The following is a 17897-nucleotide window of genomic DNA, read 5'->3' on the forward strand; positions in this document are numbered from 1 at the left end:
TATGGACGATAAAAGGTACCAACCGCTGGCACGTGATGCCATGGCCTATGTCCTCGCCGGTGGCCGCGGCAGCCGGTTGAAGGAACTAACCGATCGGCGCGCCAAGCCAGCCGTCTACTTCGGCGGCAAGGCGCGCATCATCGATTTCGCGCTGTCGAACGCGTTAAATTCGGGCATCCGCCGCATCGGCGTCGCGACCCAATACAAGGCGCATTCGCTGATCCGCCACATGCAGCGCGGCTGGGGTTTCTTCCGTCCGGAGCGAAACGAGAGCTTTGACATCCTGCCCGCCTCGCAGCGTGTTTCGGAAACGCAGTGGTATGAAGGCACGGCGGATGCCGTCTACCAGAACATCGACATCATCGAGACATACAATCCTGAATACATGGTCATCCTGGCGGGCGATCACGTCTACAAGATGGATTATGAATACATGCTCCAGCAGCATGTCGATTCAGGCGCAGACGTGACCGTCGGCTGCCTTGAGGTGCCGCGCGTGGAAGCGACGGGCTTCGGCGTCATGCATGTCAACGAGAAGGACGAGATCATCGATTTCGTCGAGAAACCCGCAGACCCACCGGGCATGCCCGACAAGCCGGACTTCGCTCTGGCGTCCATGGGCATCTACGTCTTTCACACCAAGTTCCTGTTCGAGGCGCTGAGGCGCGACGCCGCCGACTCCTCTTCCAGCCGCGACTTCGGCAAGGACATTATTCCGTGGATCGTCAAGAACGGTAAAGCGGTGGCGCACCGTTTCACCAACTCCTGCGTCCGTTCCGATTTCGAGCGCGAGTCCTATTGGCGGGACGTCGGCACCATCGAGGCCTATTGGCAGGCGAACGTTGATCTCACGGCGGTGCTGCCGGAACTCGATATCTACGACAAGTCCTGGCCGATCTGGACCTATGCGGAGATCACCCCGCCCGCCAAGTTCGTCCATGACGACGAAGACCGCCGCGGCTCGGCGATCTCCTCGGTCGTATCGGGGGACTGCATCATCTCCGGCTCGACACTCCACAGGAGCCTGCTCTTCACCGGCGTGCGCGCCAATTCCTATTCCAGGCTGGATGGCGCTGTGGTTCTTCCCAACGTCCGGGTGGGACGCCGCGCTCAGCTTCGCAACGTCGTCATCGATTCCAATGTCACCATTCCGGAGGGTCTCGTCGTCGGCGAGGATCCGGAGCTTGATGCAAAACGCTTCCGCCGCACCGAAAGCGGCATCTGCCTCATCACCCAGCCGATGATCGACAAACTGGATCTGTAGCGCCGCATGAACGTCCTTTCGGTCGCCTCCGAAATCTATCCGCTGATCAAGACCGGAGGGCTCGCCGACGTCGTCGGCGCCCTGCCGCTGGCGTTGGATGAACATGGCGTGCGCACCCGCACGCTCATTCCCGGCTACCCGGCGGTCATGCGGGCGGTGCGCGACGCCTCGCCCTGCCTGCACTACGACGACCTGCTGGACCATGCGGCCACGATTTTGGAGGCCCGTCACGAGGGGCTCGATCTCCTCATCCTCGACGCGCCCTCACTCTTCGATCGCGCCGGCGGCCCCTATCTCGATACGGACGGCCAGGACTACGGTGACAACTGGCGCCGCTTTGCCGCCCTGTCTCGCGCCGGCGCCGATATCGCGCTGGGGAGGATTGAGGCATGGCGTCCCGATCTCGTGCATGTGCACGACTGGCAGACCGGACTGCTGCCCGCCTATCTGCGCTATTCCGGTAAGCCGGCACCGCCGAGCCTGATGACGATCCACAACATCGCCTTCCAGGGACGCTACGGGGTCGACATCTTTCCCCATCTCGGGCTTCCGCCGGATGCCTATTCGATCGAAGGCATCGAGTATTGGGGCGGCATCGGCTATCTCAAGGCCGGGGTGCAGGCGGCAGCGGCCGTCAGCACGGTCAGCCCGACTTATGCGGAGGAAATTCTGACAGGCGAATTTGGCTTGGGCATGGAAGGCGTGCTCGCCTCCCGTGCGGGTAATCTGCACGGCATCGTCAACGGCATCGATGCCGACGTCTGGAACCCCGAACGCGACCCGCTGATCAAGGCCAATTACAGTACGGCCAACCTCAAGAACCGCGGGAAGAACAAGCGCGCCGTGGCCGAACGTTTCGGCCTTGAGCAGGAGGATGGCCCGCTATTCTGCGTGGTCTCCCGCCTGACCGGGCAGAAGGGCATGGATCTTCTGGCTGAATGCGTGGGCGATCTCGTACCTCAGGGCGGCCGGCTTGCCGTCCTCGGCTCCGGGGAAGCCTGGCTGGAGGACGCCTTCCGCCACGCAGCCGCGCAGCATCCCGGCCGCGTCGCCATTATCACCGGTTATGACGAACCGCTGTCGCATCTGATGCAGGCGGGATCAGACGCGATCCTCATCCCGTCGCGCTTCGAGCCCTGCGGCCTGACCCAGCTCTACGGCCTGCGCTACGGCTGCATTCCCGTCGTCGCGCGCACCGGCGGGCTCAACGATACGATCATCGATGCCAATCCCGCAGCCCTTGCCGCCAAGGTTGCCACCGGCATCAGCTTCGCCCCGACGACGAACGATGGCCTTCGCCGGGCGCTTCGCCGAACCTTCCGCCTCTACGCCGACCAGAAGGCCTGGCTCGCGATGCAGAAGCAGGGCATGAAATCCGATGTATCCTGGAACAAGAGCGCGGGCGTCTATGCCGCCCTCTACACCCGACTGACCACGAAAGGCCGATAAGACGATGATCCGGACCGTTGCGACCGCCCCCTACAAGGACCAGAAGCCCGGCACTTCCGGGCTCCGCAAGAAGGTGCCCATCTTCGCGCAGGAGAACTACGCGGAGAACTTCATCCAGTCGATCTTCGACTCGCTCGAGGGCTTTGCAGGCAAGACGCTGGTGGTCGGCGGCGATGGCCGCTACTACAACCGCGAGGTCATCCAGAAGGTCCTGAAAATGGCCGCCGCTGCGGGTTTCGGCAAGGTGATGGTCGGCCAGGGTGGCATCCTGTCCACCCCCGCCGCCTCCAACATCATCCGCAAGTACGGTGCCTTCGGCGGCATCATCCTGTCGGCAAGCCATAACCCCGGCGGGCCGAACGAGGACTTCGGCATCAAGTACAATATCGGCAATGGCGGCCCGGCACCGGAAAAGATCACGGAAGCGATCTTCGAGCGCTCCAAGATCATCAGCGAGTACAAGATTGCCGACGCACCCGACATCGACCTCGACACGGTCGGCAGCTTTGAGCTCGCCGGCATGGCCGTGGAAGTCATCGATCCGGTCGCGGACTACGCCGAACTGATGGAGAGCCTGTTCGATTTCAGCGCCATTCGCGACCTGATCTCCGGCGGCTTCCGCATCGCGATGGATTCCATGGGTGCCGTTACCGGCCCCTATGCAATGGAGATCATCGAGAATCGTCTTGGCGCGCCCGCAGGCTCCGTTCGTAACGCGACGCCCCTGCCAGACTTCGGCGGCCACCATCCGGACCCGAACCTCGTCCATGCCAAGGAGCTGTATGACGATGTGATGAGCGCCGATGGCCCGGACTTCGGCGCCGCCTCCGATGGCGACGGCGATCGTAACATGGTGGTCGGCAAAGGCATGTTCGTTACTCCGTCCGACAGCCTCGCGATCATCGCTGCCAATGCGAAATGCGCCCCCGGCTACGCTAAAGGCATCGCCGGCATCGCCCGTTCCATGCCGACCAGCGCTGCCGCCGACCGCGTGGCGGAAAAGCTCGGGCTGGGCATGTACGAGACGCCCACAGGTTGGAAGTACTTCGGCAACCTGATGGATGCCGGCAAGGTCACCGTCTGCGGCGAGGAAAGCTTCGGAACGGGATCGGATCACGTCCGGGAGAAGGATGGCCTCTGGGCCATCCTCTTCTGGCTGAACATCGTCGCCGCCCGCAAGGAAAGCGTCGCCGACATCGTCCGCAAGCACTGGGCCGGATACGGCCGCAACTATTATTCCCGCCACGACTATGAGGAAGTCGATACCGACGCCGCCAATGGCCTGATGGACGCGCTGCGCGAGAAGCTGTCGTCGCTCCCCGGCGAGAGCTTTGGCGACCTGAAGGTCGAGGCGGCGGATGACTTTTCCTATACCGATCCAATCGATGGTTCCGTCAGCACGAAGCAGGGCATCCGCATCCTGTTTGAAGGTGGCAGCCGCGTTGTCTTCCGCCTTTCCGGCACCGGCACCTCGGGCGCGACCCTGCGCGTCTATGTCGAGCGTTACGAGCCGGATGCTTCCAGGCACGGCATCGAGACGCAGGCGGCACTCGCCGACCTGATCGCGGTGGCCGACGAGATCGCCGGGATCAAGACACGCACCGGCCGTAGCGCGCCAACCGTGATCACCTGATCGATGGCAGACGAAGAAATCCCGGACGGTGTTCGAACCACTAACGACGGCGCTGACTTTGCTGTGTGGTCGCAGGGCGCACAGGCGATCGACCTCTGCCTCTTCGACGAGAGCAACAGGGAGACCCGCCTGCCGATGCAGCGCGGCGAGGATAACATCCACCGCCTTTCCGTACCGAAGGCGGCGGAAGGTACTCGCTACGGCTATCGCGCCCTCGGCACCTACGAGCCGGACCAAGGCCTGTGGTTCGATCCGTCGAAACTGCTGCTCGACCCCTATGCCACCGAGATCGACCGGCCCTTTGTCTATGACCGAAAGCTGGGACTACACGGTGTCGATACCGCCTCTCTCATGCCGAAGGCGATCCTTCGCAGCCACGACAGGGTTGTACAGACAGCACCGCTCTTCCGCACCGGCGGGCTGATCTACGAGATTGCCGTCCGTCCCTTCACGATGCTCCACCCGGACATACCCGAGCATCAGCGCGGCACCATCGCCGCCCTCGCCCACCCGTCCGTCCTCGCGCACCTCAAGCGCATCGGTGTGGACGCGGTGGAGCTGATGCCGATCACCGCCTGGATCGACGAGCGGCACCTGCCGCCGCTCGCGCTTACCAACGGCTGGGGCTATAACCCGGTCGGCTTCATGGCGCTCGACCCGCGCCTTTGCCCCGGGGGCATCAGGGAACTGCGCGAGACGGTGGCGGCGCTGCACGACGCCGGCATCGGCGTCATCCTTGACCTTGTCTTCAACCATACCGGCGAAAGCGATCGTGCAGGCCCGACACTCTCGCTGCGCGGCCTCGACAACCTCGCCTGCTTCCGCCATGTGGAAGGCCAACCGGGCACGCTGGTCAACGATACCGGCACCGGCAACACCGTCGCCTGCGACCATCCCTTCGTCCGAAGCCTGATCCTCGACAGCCTACGGCACTTCGTGCTGCATGCCGGGATCGACGGCTTCCGCTTCGATCTGGCACCGATCCTGGGGCGTGGCCCCCACGGATTTTCCGCCGAAAGCGAGACCCTGCAGGCAATGATCAAGGATCCTGTGCTTGCCGACCGCATCCTGATCGCCGAACCTTGGGACATCGGCCCCGGCGGCTATCAGCTCGGCAACTTCCCGCCACCATTCCTGGAATGGAACGACCGCGCCCGCGATGATATTCGGCGTTTCTGGCGCGGCGATCACTGGACGCTCGGAGAACTCGCCACGCGGCTTGCCGGCTCGCAGGACATCTTCGCCCGCCACGGCCAGCACGTCACGCGCAGCGTCAACTTCATCGCCGCCCATGACGGCTTCACACTGATGGACATGGTCTCGCATGAGGAACGCCACAACCATGCCAATGGCGAGGAGAACCGGGACGGCCACCACGACAACTTCTCGTGGAACAACGGCATCGAAGGGGCGACCAACGACGCCGGCATTACCAAGAAACGCCGCCGCGACGTCAAGGCGCTGCTCTCCACCCTCTTTGCCAGCCGCGGTGCCATTATGCTGACCATGGGCGACGAAGCCGGACGTAGCCAGGGCGGCAACAACAATGCCTACTGCCAGGACAACGCGATCACCTGGGTAAACTGGGAGGCGCTCGACAACGAGTTGCTCGAGCACACGGCGCAACTCTCGGCGCTGCGCAAACGGTTTTCGGTCTTCGCGGAAACCGGCTTTTTTGCCGATGCTGGCGACGACATCGATTGGTTTGATCCCTCCGGCACGCCGATGACGGCCGATGACTGGGAAAGGGGGGACGCCTCCGTCCTCACCCTCAGACTGAAGACGAACGACGCGACGACAGGACGGCAGACCTGGGTCGCCGTCATCTTCAATCGTACGCCGGAAGCCCAACCCGTCGCATTGGCGGGAGACTGGTTGAGCCTTCCGGACGCGAGCCCTTGGGAAAGCATCGTTCCCCCGCGCAGCGTGACCTTCTGCATCTTAGCCTGACGCTGCATTGCACGCATGTGCTACCCATCGGGCGCAAAGTCTGTACATTGCTGCCAGACGACGGAAATCAGAGAGGCAAGATGGCGCGGGAAATATCGCTGGCGGACGTGCCGGGCCTGGTGGGACAGGTTCTCGGGATCTCGAACTGGATCACCGTCGACCAGCAGATGATCGACAAGTTCGCCGATGCGACGCTCGATCACCAGTTCATCCATGTCGATCCCGCGCGCGCCGCAGCCGAAAGCCCGTTCGGCGGTACCATCGCACACGGCTTCCTGACACTGTCGCTTCTGTCGGCAATGAACTTCGGCTGCCTGCCGAAGATTCGCGAGCAGACCATGGGGCTGAACTATGGCTTCGACAAGATCCGCTTCATGTCACCCGTTCGCTGCGGCGCCCGCGTGAGAGGGCACTTCACGCTGAGTGACTGCCGCTTCCGCGGTGCCGGAATGCTGATGACCACCTACGACGTATCCGTCGAGATCGAGAACGAGAAGAAGCCGGCACTGACGGCGAACTGGACTACCATCGTGCAGTTTGATCCAAAAGATCGGCCGCCGGAGGTTTGAGCCGAGCCTGAAGCATACGCAGACCATCCTATCGTCTACAACCGATATGCGAGGTACGAATGTTTCCGCTTTCCCACATGATGAAGTCCTTCATCCGGAAGGGACGCCTGACGGTCATTGATGCCGATGGCAAGCGTCACGTCTTCGGCGGCCAGGCGCCCGGCCCGGAGGTGACGATGCGCCTCACCGACAAGCGGCTCTACCGCACGCTGGTGTTCAACCCGGAGCTTTCCGCCGGCGAAGCCTACATGGACGGGACGATGCGCTTCGAGGAGGGTTCGACGCTTCGCGACTTCCTGACCCTCTTCTCCATCAATCGGCTGTCGCTCGGCTCATATCCGCTGCAGAAGGCCCTCCGCTCGATCAAGATGCGCTTTCGCAAGCGCCAGCAGTCGAACAAGAAGGGTGAGGCACAGCAGAACGTCGCGCACCATTACGACCTCGGCAACGACTTCTACCGGCTCTTCCTCGACGACAACATGCTCTACTCCTGCGCCTATTTTCGCGAGCCGGGAGAAACGCTGGAGCAGGCGCAGCGCAACAAGCTGCGGCTACTTGCCTCCAAGCTCTGCCTGAAGGAAGGCATGACGGTGCTCGACATCGGCTGCGGCTGGGGCGACCTTGCCCTGTATCTGGCTCAGATCGAAAACGTCCGCGTCACCGGCGTTACCCTATCAAGGGAACAGCAGAAGCTTGCCTCGGAGCGGGCACAGCAGGCCGGCCTTTCCGATCGGGTTAAGTTCGAGCTCCGCGACTATCGCGACGTCGACGACAAGTTCGATCGCATCGTCTCGGTTGGCATGTTCGAACATGTCGGCGTGCAGCATTATGACGAGTTCTTCTCCCACCTGAACGACCTGATGCCGGACGATGGCATCGCCGTCCTCCACTCCATCGGCCACATGAGCCCGCCCGGCATGGCAAGCCCCTGGCTCAGGAAATACATCTTTCCCGGCGCCTATTCGCCTGCCCTCTCGGAAGTGTTCGAAAGCGTCGAGAAGAATAGCCTCTGGGTCATGGACCTGGAGTTCCTGCGCGTTCACTACGCTATCACGCTCTCCCACTGGGCGGAGCGGTTCGAGAAGAACCGCGAGCGGGTAATTGCCATGTATGACGAGCGCTTCGCCCGCATGTGGGAATTCTACCTGATCAGCGCGGAGATGATGTTCCGCACCGGTAGCCAGCTCGTCTTCCACATGCAGATGTCACGCAAGCGAGACGCCGCCCCCATCACCCGCGATTACATCACCGACAAGCAACGAGACTACATCGAGCGGGAAAAGACGCTGAACCTCTCCCTCTAAAAGATGACGGCGCGAAACATGGACAGGCAGGACATGATCCGGCAGGCCTTCGAACGGCAGGCTGTCGCCTGCGAAACCCTCGGCTCGCCTTTGACAGCCAGCCCGGCTGGCTGGAGAAAGGCTGGAGGCCAAAGGCCGGGTTGAGCAAGAGATCCTGAACTGGCCCAATGACCCAACAGGCGCCGGTGATGCTCTTGCCCTTCGGCTGGCCGGCGCCCTTCATGCCCTGGTTCTTTCGCGACAAGACGAGGCATTGGCGTCCGTCTACCCGCCGCACGAGGTCTCCGATGACGAGCTGTGGGGTGCGGTCAAGGCGGCCATGAAGACGCACGGGGACTTCATCTCCGACCGTCTGCGCTCGGCGCCACAGACCAACGAGATCCGCCGCAGCAGTGCGCTCCTGCCGGGCTTCCTGACCCTAGCCCAGCTGTTCGGCAAGCCTCTCGACCTGCTGGAGATCGGCGCTAGTGCCGGCCTGAACCTGCAGTGGGACTACTACCATTATCGTCTCGGCAGCTTTGAATGGGGCGATCCGGCGTCGCGCGTTCATCTTCAGCCGGATTGGCAGGGTTCAGAGCCGCCGACCGCTCACCTCGATGTCCGTCACGCCGCGGCTGCGACCTCAACCCGCTCGACCCGACCTCCGCCGAAGATCGCCAGCGGCTGATGTCCTATGTCTGGGCCGACCAGAGGGACCGGATGGAGCGCCTGGAGGCAGCTCTGTCGATCGCCGCCTCCGCGCCGCCGCCGGTGGACCGGGCCGATGCCCTCTCATGGCTGCCCCGGATGCTGTCAAAGGACCGGCAAGGTGCCGCAACGGTCATCTACCACACAATCGCTTGGCAATACCTGCCGCCGGAGAATCGCGCCAAAGGCGAAGCCATCATCGCCGACGCCGGAAGCCCCGCCACCGCCGACGCACCTCTTGCGCGTCTGGAACTGGAAGCTGACGACAATCCTGATGGTGCGGCCCTTCGCCTCCAGGTTTGGCCGGGCGGCAAGCGCCAGGAGATCGGTCGCGCTGACTTCCACGGCCGCTGGGTCAAATGGACGGGCTGGCAATGACGGATCTCAACGCGGCAGAGATCGAGCAGACGAAGCTATTGGCCAATGCACTCGATCGCGCATTCACCGCCTGCTTCACCGTCGGCATAGCGACACCACTGGCCGGCTATGTCTATAACCTGACCGTGTTCAACACGATTCCCGGCTCGCGCATGATTATCAGCTTGATTGGTTGGTTAATCGGCGCAGTTCTATTACATTACCAGGCAAGACGCGCACTCCGGAGGCTCGCCTGATGGATTTCTGGTTCTTCTACTCGATCGTCCTACCGTCGATTATCGTTCTGCTTGGCTATCTCGCCCTTCGCCTCCACGAATGGGATCTCGACCGCAAGCACAAGCACCGCCAGCCGGGCGAATAGCTGCCCGGCGGCCGCGTCAGAACGTGGCGTCGAGCGCCCCTTCGGCGAGCAAGGCATAGGCATAGTCCGAAAACGACCGCCAGACCTCCACTCGGAAGCTTTCTTCACCGGTCCGCAGCAGCACGATCTCCACCTTGCCGAAGATCGTGCGCGTGCAGGCGCCGACAGGAAAAGCCTTAAGCGACAGGTCCAGCGGGCAACCTGCATTGATCGCTGCCGCCGCCCCGGCCCCCTCCACCAGTATCGCAGTGTTGCGATGGGAGACGTCGACGGCCGAATGCAGCACGCCGGAGGCCACACAGGCGGCCATCAGGCCGCTTCCCTTCTCGCCCTCGCCTATCACCAGCCATTCGTCCGGCCCGAGCCAGTGCGCCGTTCGCCCGTTGTTAGCGGCGGACGTCTTCGGCCTCGTCGGCAGCTCCAGTCCGAGCGCCGCGGAAAGGGCCGCGACATCTTCTGATCGCGCCCTGAGCGAGATGCGTTCCGCGGGTGCGGCGGGCGTGACGGCAAGGGAAGCGGCGCGTCCGCGAACGCCTGAAAGCGCGAGTGTACGCGCGGCGGCGGGTGAAGACATCTCAGCCATGGATGCGGCCTCCTTCCTTGTCGAAGAACACCGTGTCTGTCACTTCGACGGCAATCGTCCTGTCCTTCATCGGCACATAGAGCGTCTGGCCGATCCGTGACCGCCCGCCGGCGACCAGCGCCATGGCAATCGAACGGCCGCAGTTCTCCGACCAGTAGGCCGAAGTGACGTGGCCGAGCATAGTCATCGGCTTCGGCTGATTGGGATCGGCAACGATCTGCGCCCCCTCCTCCAGCACGTCGCTCGGACGGTTGGTCAGCAGCCCCACCAACTGCTTGCGGCCGTCGCGAACGAGGTCCGGACGCTTCAGGCCACGGATGCCGACGAAGTCGGTCTTCTTCTTCGAAACCGCCCAGCCGAGCCCCGCATCGTCCGGCGTCACGGTCCCGTCGGTGTCCTGGCCGACGATGATGTAGCCCTTTTCGGCGCGCAGCACGTGCATGGTTTCCGTGCCGTAGAGACAGGCGCCCATGCTCTTCGCCCGCTCCCAGATCGCCGTCCAAACCGCCGGGCCGTAATCCGCCGGCACATTGACCTCGAAGCCCAGTTCGCCGGTGAACGACATGCGGAAGAGCCGCGCTGGCACGCCCATCACTGCGCACTCCGCCACACTCATATGCGGGAAGGCCTCGTTGGAGATGTCCAGCCCTTCGACGAACGGCTGGATGATCTCTCTCGCCTTCGGCCCCTGCACGGCAATCACCGCCCACTGCTCGGTCGTGGAGGTGAGCCAGACCTTCAAATGCGGGAATTCCGTCTGGAGATAGTCTTCCATGTGGTGCAGCACCCGCGGTGCGCCGCCGGTCGTCGTCGTCACGTGGAAGCGATCCTCTGCCAGCCGGCCGACGACGCCGTCGTCGTAGACGAAGCCGTCCTCGCGGGTCATGATGCCGTAGCGGCATCTGCCGGGCTTCAGCGTGTCCCAGGCATTCGTGTAGAGGAGGTTGAGGAACTGCGCCGCATCCGGCCCCACCACCTCGATCTTGCCGAGGGTGGAGGCATCGAAGACACCCGCGACGTCGCGGACCGTGCGGCATTCGCGGTTGACCGCGGACGCCATATCCTCGCCGCGCTTCGGGAAATACCAGGCGCGCTTCCAGTTGCCGACATCCTCGAACTCGGCGCCTTCAGCCGCTTCGAGATCGTGCATTGGCGTCTTGCGTGCCGGGTCGAATAACTCGCCGCGCGAATGCGCCACCAGCGTTCCATAGGTCACCGGCGTATAGGGGGCACGGAAGGTGGTGAGCCCCACCTGCGGGATCGGCCGGTCCAGCATTTCGGCGGCAATCGCCAGCCCGTGCATGTTGGAAAGCTTGCCCTGGTCGGATGCCATGCCGTTGGTGGTGAAGCGCTTGATGTGCTCGATCGAGTGCATGCCTTCGCGCACCGCAAGGCGGATGTCCTTTGCCGTTACGTCATGCTGGAAATCGACGAAGGCCTTCACCCTTGTGTCCGGTCCTGCTCCTTCCGCCGCGCCGATCATGCCGCCGCTCCAGCCGAAGCGCCTCTCGGCGTTGACCGACGCAGCGCCGCCGCCGGCGGAAATGGCTTCGTCCACCAGCAGATCCGTCTCGTCGGTACCGTTGCAGGCGCCGACCGAGACGCAATCCTGCGCGTAGATGTCCGGCAGGAAGCGCTGGCTCGCCTCGTCCCAGCGCAGCTTGCCGCGCGACTGGGAAAACAGATGCACGGACGGCGTCCAGCCGGCGGATACGATCAGCGCGTCAACCGCCATCTTGCGGATGTCCATGTTGCCGTTGCGGGCAACCGTCATCGACTTGATGCGCAGGCGCCCGGTGGTATCAATGACGGAATGACCTGTCAGCACGGTGATGCCGAGCGCACGCGCCTCCGCCAAAACCGCCTCGCCCGGTTGCTCGCGGCAGTCGACGATTGCAGCAATCGAGACCCCGGCACGCTTCAGGTCGAAGGCGGCTTCATATGCGCTGTCATGGGCGGTGTAGACGCCAACATTGCGGCCAACGGCAACGCCGTAGTGGTTGAGGAACGTCCGTGCTGCGGACGCCAGCATGATGCCCGGACGGTCATTGTTGGCAAACACCATGTGACGCTCTATCGCGCCTGTCGCCAGGATCACGCGTTTCGCGCGCACCTGCCACAACCGCTCGCGCGGCGTTTCCCGTCCCGGCCGATCGAGATGGTCGCTCACCCGCTCGGCGAGCCCAAGGAAGCCGTGGTTATAGTAGCCGAAGACGGTGGTGCGGGTCAGGATGCGCACGTTCGGCATGGCGGCAAGCTTCGCCGCCGTCTCCTGCGCCCAGTCAAAGCCGTTCTTCCCGTCGACCGTCGTGGAGGTCTCGAAATGCAGCGCCCCGCCAACCTGCGGCTGCTCGTCGACAAGGATCACCTCCGCCCCCGTCGCCGCCGCGGAAAGGGCTGCCGTCAGCCCGGCCAGCCCAGCGCCCGCAATCAGCACATCGCAATGGGCGAAGCGGTTGGCATAGCGGTCCGGATCCTCTTCCTTCGGCGCCACGCCAAGGCCGGCCGCACGACGGATGATCGGCTCGTAGACCTTCTCCCATGCCTCCCGCGGCCATTTGAACGTCTTGTAGTAGAAGCCCGCCGGGAAGAAGGGCGACAGCAGGTTGTTGACCGAACCCACATCGAAGGCGAGCGACGGCCAGCGGTTCTGCGAGGATATCTTTGCACCATCGAACACCTCCTGCACGGTCGCCCGGACATTCGGCTGGCGGCGTGCGCTGTCGCGCGCCACGTCGAGGAGCGCATTGGGCTCCTCCGGTCCGGCAGACAGGATGCCGCGCGGGCGGTGATACTTGAATGAGCGGCCGACAAGATGCACGCCATGCGCCAGCAGTGCGGAGGCGACCGTATCGCCCTCCATCGCCGTATAGCTCTTGCCGTCGAAGGTGAAGCGCGACGTGCGTGCCGGGGTCAGGCGCCCTGCGCCCTTGAGGCGAAAAGCGCCGAGGTTCTTGGCGGAGCCGTGGGAAGAACCGCTCATCGCGCATCTCCTTCCGTCTGCTCATAGGTTTCGACGGTCTTCTCCGTTGCGGATACGCCGGGCACCGGCCGTTTCGGCAAACCGGCCTTGTAGGTCATCAGGAACCGGTCGCTTACCGTATCACGCGCTGCATTGAAGAAGCGGCCGCAGCCATGGATATGGCGCCAGCGCTCGTAGGTCAGACCCTTCTCGTTGTTGCGCAGGAAGAAGTATTCGGCGAACTCTTCGTCGGTAATGTCGGCGATCGCGTCGGGCCGCGCGATATGCGCTTCGCCGGCCCAGCGGAATTCCAGTTCCGAGCGATCTTCCTCGCAATAGGGGCAGTGGATCAGAAGCATCTGGGGATCCTCGGGAAATCAGTGCGCCACGGCGGCGGCTGCCGCTTCGTCGATCAGGCGGCCGGTGCGGAAGCGGTCGAGTGTTAGGCCCGCGGCCAGCTTGTGCGGCTCGCCCTTCGCGATCAGATGGGCAAAGAGGTTTGCCGAGCCCGGTGTTGCCTTGAAGCCGCCCGTTCCCCAGCCGCAGTTGACGAAGAGGCCCGGCACCGGTGTGACGCTCTGGATGGCGGAGCGATCCGGTGTGTTGTCGGTGATGCCGCCCCACTGGCGCATCATCTTGACGCGGCGGAACATCGGGAAGAGCTCGCAGATCGCGTCCAGCGTATGCGTGATGATCTGCAGGCCGCCCGTCTGGCTGTAGGAGTTGTATTGATCGGTACCGGCGCCGATCACCAACTCGCCCTTGTCCGACTGCGAGATGTAGGCATGCACGGTGTTCGACATCACGACGCAGGGGAAGATGGGTTTAAGTGGCTCCGATACCAGCGCCTGCAACGGGTTGGAGGCGAGAGGCACTCGAACGCCCGCCATCTCCATCACCACGGACGAATGTCCTGCGGCCGAAACGCCGATCTTCTTGGCGCCGATGAAGCCGCGATTGGTCTCCACCCCCGTCACCTCGCCGTCCGGTCCGCGGCGGATGCCGGTGACTTCGGTGTTCTGAATGATATGAACGCCGCGGTCGGAAGCGGCGCGGGCGTAACCCCAGGCGACTGCATCGTGGCGCGCCGTGCCGCCCCGCTTCTGCAGGGCCGCCCCGTTGATCGGGTAGCGTGCGGTCTTGGAGATATCGAGCGGCGGACAATAGGCCTTCGCCTGCTCCGGCGTCAGCCATTCGTTGTCGATGCCATAGAGCCGGTTGGCATTGATGTGCCGCTTGAAGCTCTGCATGTCATGCGTGTTGTGCGAGAGCATCATCACGCCGCGTGGCGAATACATGACGTTGTAGTTCAGATCCTGACTCAAGCCTTCCCACAGCTTCAGGGAATGCTCGTACATGTCCATGCTCTCTTCATAGAGATAGTTGGACCTTATGATCGTCGTATTACGACCGGTATTGCCGCCGCCGAGCCAGCCCTTTTCCAGCACCGCAACATTGGTGATGCCGTGCTCCTTGGCCAGGTAGTACGCCGCTCCCAGGCCGTGTCCGCCACCGCCGACAATGATCACGTCATAGCTCGATCGCGGTTCCGGCGACGACCACTGGGCGTCCCAACCCTTGTGCGCCCGCAGCGCTTCGCGAGCCAGAGCGAAGACCGAATATTTGCGCATGACGCCCTTTCAATTCCTCAGTGCCAGGGGTGCTTTGTAGACATACCCATCGCAAATCGACACCAGCCGCAATAGCGCTTTTGCGACTCCATGCGGATTTGTTTCGACACGAGGGCGTGACATTCTGCCTCGTCGGCGCACGATGGAGGGACGCATGGGGCGCTTACTTCACCGTCCCTGCGATGAGCGGTCGGCGCTTTCCTTCATGAGGAGACCCGTCGCAAACAGAGGCAACCACACGAGCACGGGTTGAAACGGCAGGCGCAGGCTGTGGTACAGCCACTGCCATAAGGAAGCCTCGGCCGATCCCAAGGCATCCATCGCGTGCTTCACGTTCGCTGGAAAAACGCAGATGGCGTAGAGCGCGAGGCCGACCCCGGCATAGCCTCTCAAGGAAGGCCGAAGAAGGGCGACCGCACCCGAAACTTCCGCAAGCCCGGTCAGAAAGATCACCGTCTCGGGCTGTGGGACCCAGGAGGGCGTGATGCTTAGAAATGGACGCGGAAAGGCAACGTGCAGGATGCCGGCCAGGCCATAGAAACACGCGAGCAGCGCGCGACAACGTCTACGCCAGCCGTCTCTTCGACGCGCACTGCCTCCGCTGTGCGCCATCAACACCGTCTCTCGTTGCGAATGGACGATGCTGCAGACGGCATCATGGCTTCAGCAGGACCTTGCCCTTGCGGCCCGGCTCCGCTGCAGCCGCCGCTGCGCGCCCAACGTCGGAAAGGGGAAACACCTCCGACACCGTCAGCCTGACGTCTCTGGCCGCCACTGCTTGAACGATCTCGGATATCAGGCTTCTCAGCTTGTCGGCACCCAGCGTCGGAGCAATCTTGGACAACCAGAAGCCCTTCACCAATGCTTCCTTGAAGATGAGGTCGCTGGCCGAGAGCTCGAGCGGGCGTCCAGACATCAGGCCGAAGGAAACCAATACCCCCTTCTCCCCGAGGAGCGACAGCAGGTCGCCCGCATCCGGCCCGCCAATGCCGTCGACGGCACCCACGATCGGAGCGCCCTGTGTGATGGCCGCCACGTGGTCTTTCCAGCCGTGGTCTGAAGTAGAAACGACATTGCCGATGCCGAGCGCCGCCAATTCTTCGACAGCCGTCTGTCGGCGGACGAGGCCAACCACATTGACGCCGCGCCGCTCCGCGAACTTTGCCAGCGCCTTGCCGACGGCGCCGTTGGCAGCGTTCTGAACGATCCAGCCCCCGCGACCCACACCGATGAAATCGAGGAGGGTCAAAGCACTGAGCGGCATGGAAACCAGCTGCGCTGCGGCCTCGTCGGAGATGTCGTCCGGTACGGGCACGGCCGAAGCGGCCGCAGCGAGATAGTAGTCGCCCCAAGTCCCCTGGCCCGACGCTGCGACACGCTGGCCAACCTTCAGATGGGTTACGCCATTCCCCAGCGCGTCGACAATGCCCATCGCCTCTGTCCCCGCCGGCGCGGGAAGTGCGGGCCTGTAGCCGTAGTCGCCGCTCACCGTCAGCAGGTCGTGATTGTGGATGGATGCCATCACCATCTTCACACGGATCTGGCCGGCTGCCGGCACCGGCATCTCCACCTCACGAATCTCCAGCACTTCCGCTGGATCTCCGAATCGCGAATGGGCTACGCTGCGCATGGAGCTCTCCTTTTTATGCCAGATGAGGATGGGACCTCGTATCTGAGGACACCGATATAGTGTGGGCCTGAAAGGTTGAAAGGCAGGAGGCTCGGCTTGCAGGAATTTGAAGCCACAACCCCTATGGCATATGGACTTGCGGCACGCTTTCTGCTAACTGCCTCGTCCAATCGCACGGCTTCCCGCCGGGCAAAGTCATTCTTTCGCCGTGGATCTGGTCGATTCTTGGCGAATAACCAACCAAAGGAACGGGTTTACACGTGCAGGTACTTGTCCGCGACAACAACGTTGATCAGGCTCTCCGCGCTCTCAAGAAGAAGATGCAGCGTGAAGGCATCTTCCGGGAAATGAAGATGCGCGACTATTACGAAAAGCCTTCTGAAAAGCGTGCTCGCGAAAAGGCCGAAGCGGTTCGCCGCGTCCGCAAGCTGGCCCGCAAGCGCCTGCAGCGCGAAGGTCTGATCGCAGCTCCGGCTCGCACCGCCCGTTAATCGGTCGTTTTTTAGACGTTTTTGACGTGTTAATAAGGCGGGGGCGACGATGGCGCCTCCGCTTTTACTTTGTCCGGACGAACCGTCCGCTCCTGCAAAAATACGAGGAACTGCGCCTGATGGCCTTCAAGACTGCTGCTCCTTCTCTCGCAACATTCGAAACCCCGGCTATCATCGCATCAGTTCGCAGCAGCGCCACGCTTCCCGCTCTAGCTCTCGCGGCGGCGGCGCTCCTCGCCGGCTGCTCGACCACGTCCCAAACCACCGACCTGATCACCCTCGACCGCGCACAGGGTTCGGAAGAGAATATCGGCTCGCTGACAGCCGTCATCAACAGCAACCCGAACAATCCGGAGGGCTACAACGTTCGCGGCTCCGCTTACGGTCGCGCCGGAGAGTTCAATCGGGCGCTGGAGGATTTCGACCGCGCCATCCAGCTCAACCCGCAGTTCTATCAGGCCTATGCCAACCGCGCGCTCGTCTACCGCAACATGGGCAAGCCCGTGGAAGCCGCCAATGACTACAACCGCGCGCTGCAGCTGAACCCGAACTACGACGTCGCCTATATTGGCCGCGGCAATATCTATCGGCAGGCGGGCCGCACCGACGAGGCCTTCAACGACTTCAACCGCGCCATCCAGCTCGACACAACCGACGGCCGCGCCTACCACAACCGCGGACTGATCTACCAGCTTCGTGGCCAGCATGCGCAGGCGATCGAGGACTTCTCGAAGGCCATCTCGCTTTCGCCAAGCTCGCCTGAACCCTACAACGGCCGCGCCGTCTCCTACCTCGCCACCGGCGATGACGAGAACGCATTTGCCGACATCAACACGGCCATCAGCTACAACGACAAGCTTGCAGAGTCCTGGACCAACCAAGGCCTTGTCTACGAGACACGCGGCGACAGGGCCCGCGCTGCCAAATCCTTCGCCCACGCGGCCCGGCTCGATCCGAACTACCAGCCGGCCAAGGATGGCCTCGCCCGCACCCGCACCAGCTGAG

Annotated in this window: 16 protein-coding genes and 1 pseudogene; 11 read left to right on the forward strand and 6 right to left on the reverse strand. The window is 63.1% G+C overall.

Annotated features, from left to right (window positions below; all coding sequences use genetic code 11):
• Position 1: 1 nt before the first annotated feature.
• The 9 genes and pseudogenes from glgC to LXM96_RS21565 all read left to right on the forward strand — a co-directional run bounded on the left by glgC (position 2) and on the right by LXM96_RS21565 (position 9595).
• Complete coding sequence (gene glgC, locus LXM96_RS02935; RefSeq protein ID WP_239996847.1) at positions 2–1264, forward strand: glucose-1-phosphate adenylyltransferase; 1263 nt, start codon at positions 2–4, stop codon at positions 1262–1264.
• 6 nt (positions 1265–1270) lie between these two features.
• A complete protein-coding gene (glgA, locus tag LXM96_RS02940; protein WP_239996848.1) occupies positions 1271–2713 on the forward strand; it encodes a glycogen synthase GlgA in 1443 nt (480 codons plus the stop codon).
• Between the two features lie 4 nt (positions 2714–2717).
• Complete coding sequence (locus tag LXM96_RS02945) at positions 2718–4346, forward strand: alpha-D-glucose phosphate-specific phosphoglucomutase (protein WP_239996849.1); 1629 nt, start codon at positions 2718–2720, stop codon at positions 4344–4346.
• A 3-nt stretch (positions 4347–4349) separates the two neighbouring features.
• Positions 4350–6296, forward strand: coding sequence for a glycogen debranching protein GlgX (gene glgX, locus LXM96_RS02950; RefSeq protein ID WP_239996850.1), 1947 nt, complete (start codon positions 4350–4352; stop codon positions 6294–6296).
• An 80-nt stretch (positions 6297–6376) separates the two neighbouring features.
• Positions 6377–6865: a MaoC family dehydratase gene (locus LXM96_RS02955; RefSeq protein ID WP_239996851.1), complete on the forward strand. Its 489-nt coding sequence runs from the start codon at positions 6377–6379 to the stop codon at positions 6863–6865.
• 59 nt (positions 6866–6924) lie between these two features.
• Entirely contained in the window at positions 6925–8169 is a 1245-nt protein-coding gene (locus tag LXM96_RS02960) for an SAM-dependent methyltransferase (protein ID WP_239996852.1), read from the forward strand.
• Between the two features lie 18 nt (positions 8170–8187).
• Positions 8188–9234 (forward strand): annotated as a pseudogene (locus LXM96_RS02965) (DUF2332 domain-containing protein).
• Complete coding sequence (locus tag LXM96_RS02970; protein ID WP_239996853.1) at positions 9231–9470, forward strand: hypothetical protein; 240 nt, start codon at positions 9231–9233, stop codon at positions 9468–9470. Before LXM96_RS02965 ends, LXM96_RS02970 begins: the two are co-directional and overlap by 4 nt.
• Positions 9470–9595 (forward strand): hypothetical protein, encoded by a 126-nt coding sequence (locus LXM96_RS21565; RefSeq protein ID WP_262913454.1) that lies wholly within the window; start codon positions 9470–9472, stop codon positions 9593–9595. Before LXM96_RS02970 ends, LXM96_RS21565 begins: the two co-directional genes overlap by 1 nt.
• Positions 9596–9611: 16 nt before the next feature.
• Here the strand turns inward: LXM96_RS21565 and soxG are convergent, their stop codons facing one another.
• The 6 genes from soxG to LXM96_RS03000 all read right to left on the reverse strand — a co-directional run bounded on the left by soxG (position 9612) and on the right by LXM96_RS03000 (position 16401).
• Complete coding sequence (soxG, locus tag LXM96_RS02975; RefSeq protein WP_239996854.1) at positions 9612–10178, reverse strand: sarcosine oxidase subunit gamma family protein; 567 nt, start codon at positions 10176–10178, stop codon at positions 9612–9614.
• Positions 10171–13161 (reverse strand): sarcosine oxidase subunit alpha, encoded by a 2991-nt coding sequence (locus LXM96_RS02980; protein WP_239996855.1) that lies wholly within the window; start codon positions 13159–13161, stop codon positions 10171–10173. The genes soxG and LXM96_RS02980 overlap by 8 nt, the downstream gene beginning before the upstream one ends.
• The gene (locus LXM96_RS02985; RefSeq protein WP_239996856.1) at positions 13158–13499 is read right to left on the reverse strand and encodes a sarcosine oxidase subunit delta; all 342 of its coding nucleotides are present in this window, start codon (positions 13497–13499) and stop codon (positions 13158–13160) included. Before LXM96_RS02985 ends, LXM96_RS02980 begins: the two co-directional genes overlap by 4 nt.
• A gap of 18 nt (positions 13500–13517) precedes the next feature.
• Positions 13518–14771, reverse strand: a complete 1254-nt coding sequence (locus LXM96_RS02990; RefSeq protein ID WP_239996857.1) for a sarcosine oxidase subunit beta family protein — start codon at positions 14769–14771, stop codon at positions 13518–13520.
• Between the two features lie 168 nt (positions 14772–14939).
• Entirely contained in the window at positions 14940–15224 is a 285-nt protein-coding gene (locus LXM96_RS21830) for a DoxX family protein (RefSeq protein WP_394801872.1), read from the reverse strand.
• 202 nt (positions 15225–15426) lie between these two features.
• Positions 15427–16401, reverse strand: coding sequence for a zinc-binding dehydrogenase (locus LXM96_RS03000; protein WP_239996859.1), 975 nt, complete (start codon positions 16399–16401; stop codon positions 15427–15429).
• 260 nt (positions 16402–16661) lie between these two features.
• Here LXM96_RS03000 and rpsU point away from each other — a divergent pair, with 260 nt between their 5' ends.
• Entirely contained in the window at positions 16662–16892 is a 231-nt protein-coding gene (gene rpsU / locus LXM96_RS03005) for a 30S ribosomal protein S21 (RefSeq protein WP_239996860.1), read from the forward strand.
• 119 nt (positions 16893–17011) lie between these two features.
• Positions 17012–17896, forward strand: coding sequence for a tetratricopeptide repeat protein (locus LXM96_RS03010; protein ID WP_239996861.1), 885 nt, complete (start codon positions 17012–17014; stop codon positions 17894–17896).
• The last annotated feature ends 1 nt before the right edge of the window (position 17897 follow it).

The organism is Rhizobium halophilum (assembly GCF_021648825.1).
GTDB classification, from domain to species: Bacteria; Pseudomonadota; Alphaproteobacteria; order Rhizobiales; family Rhizobiaceae; genus Neorhizobium; species Neorhizobium halophilum.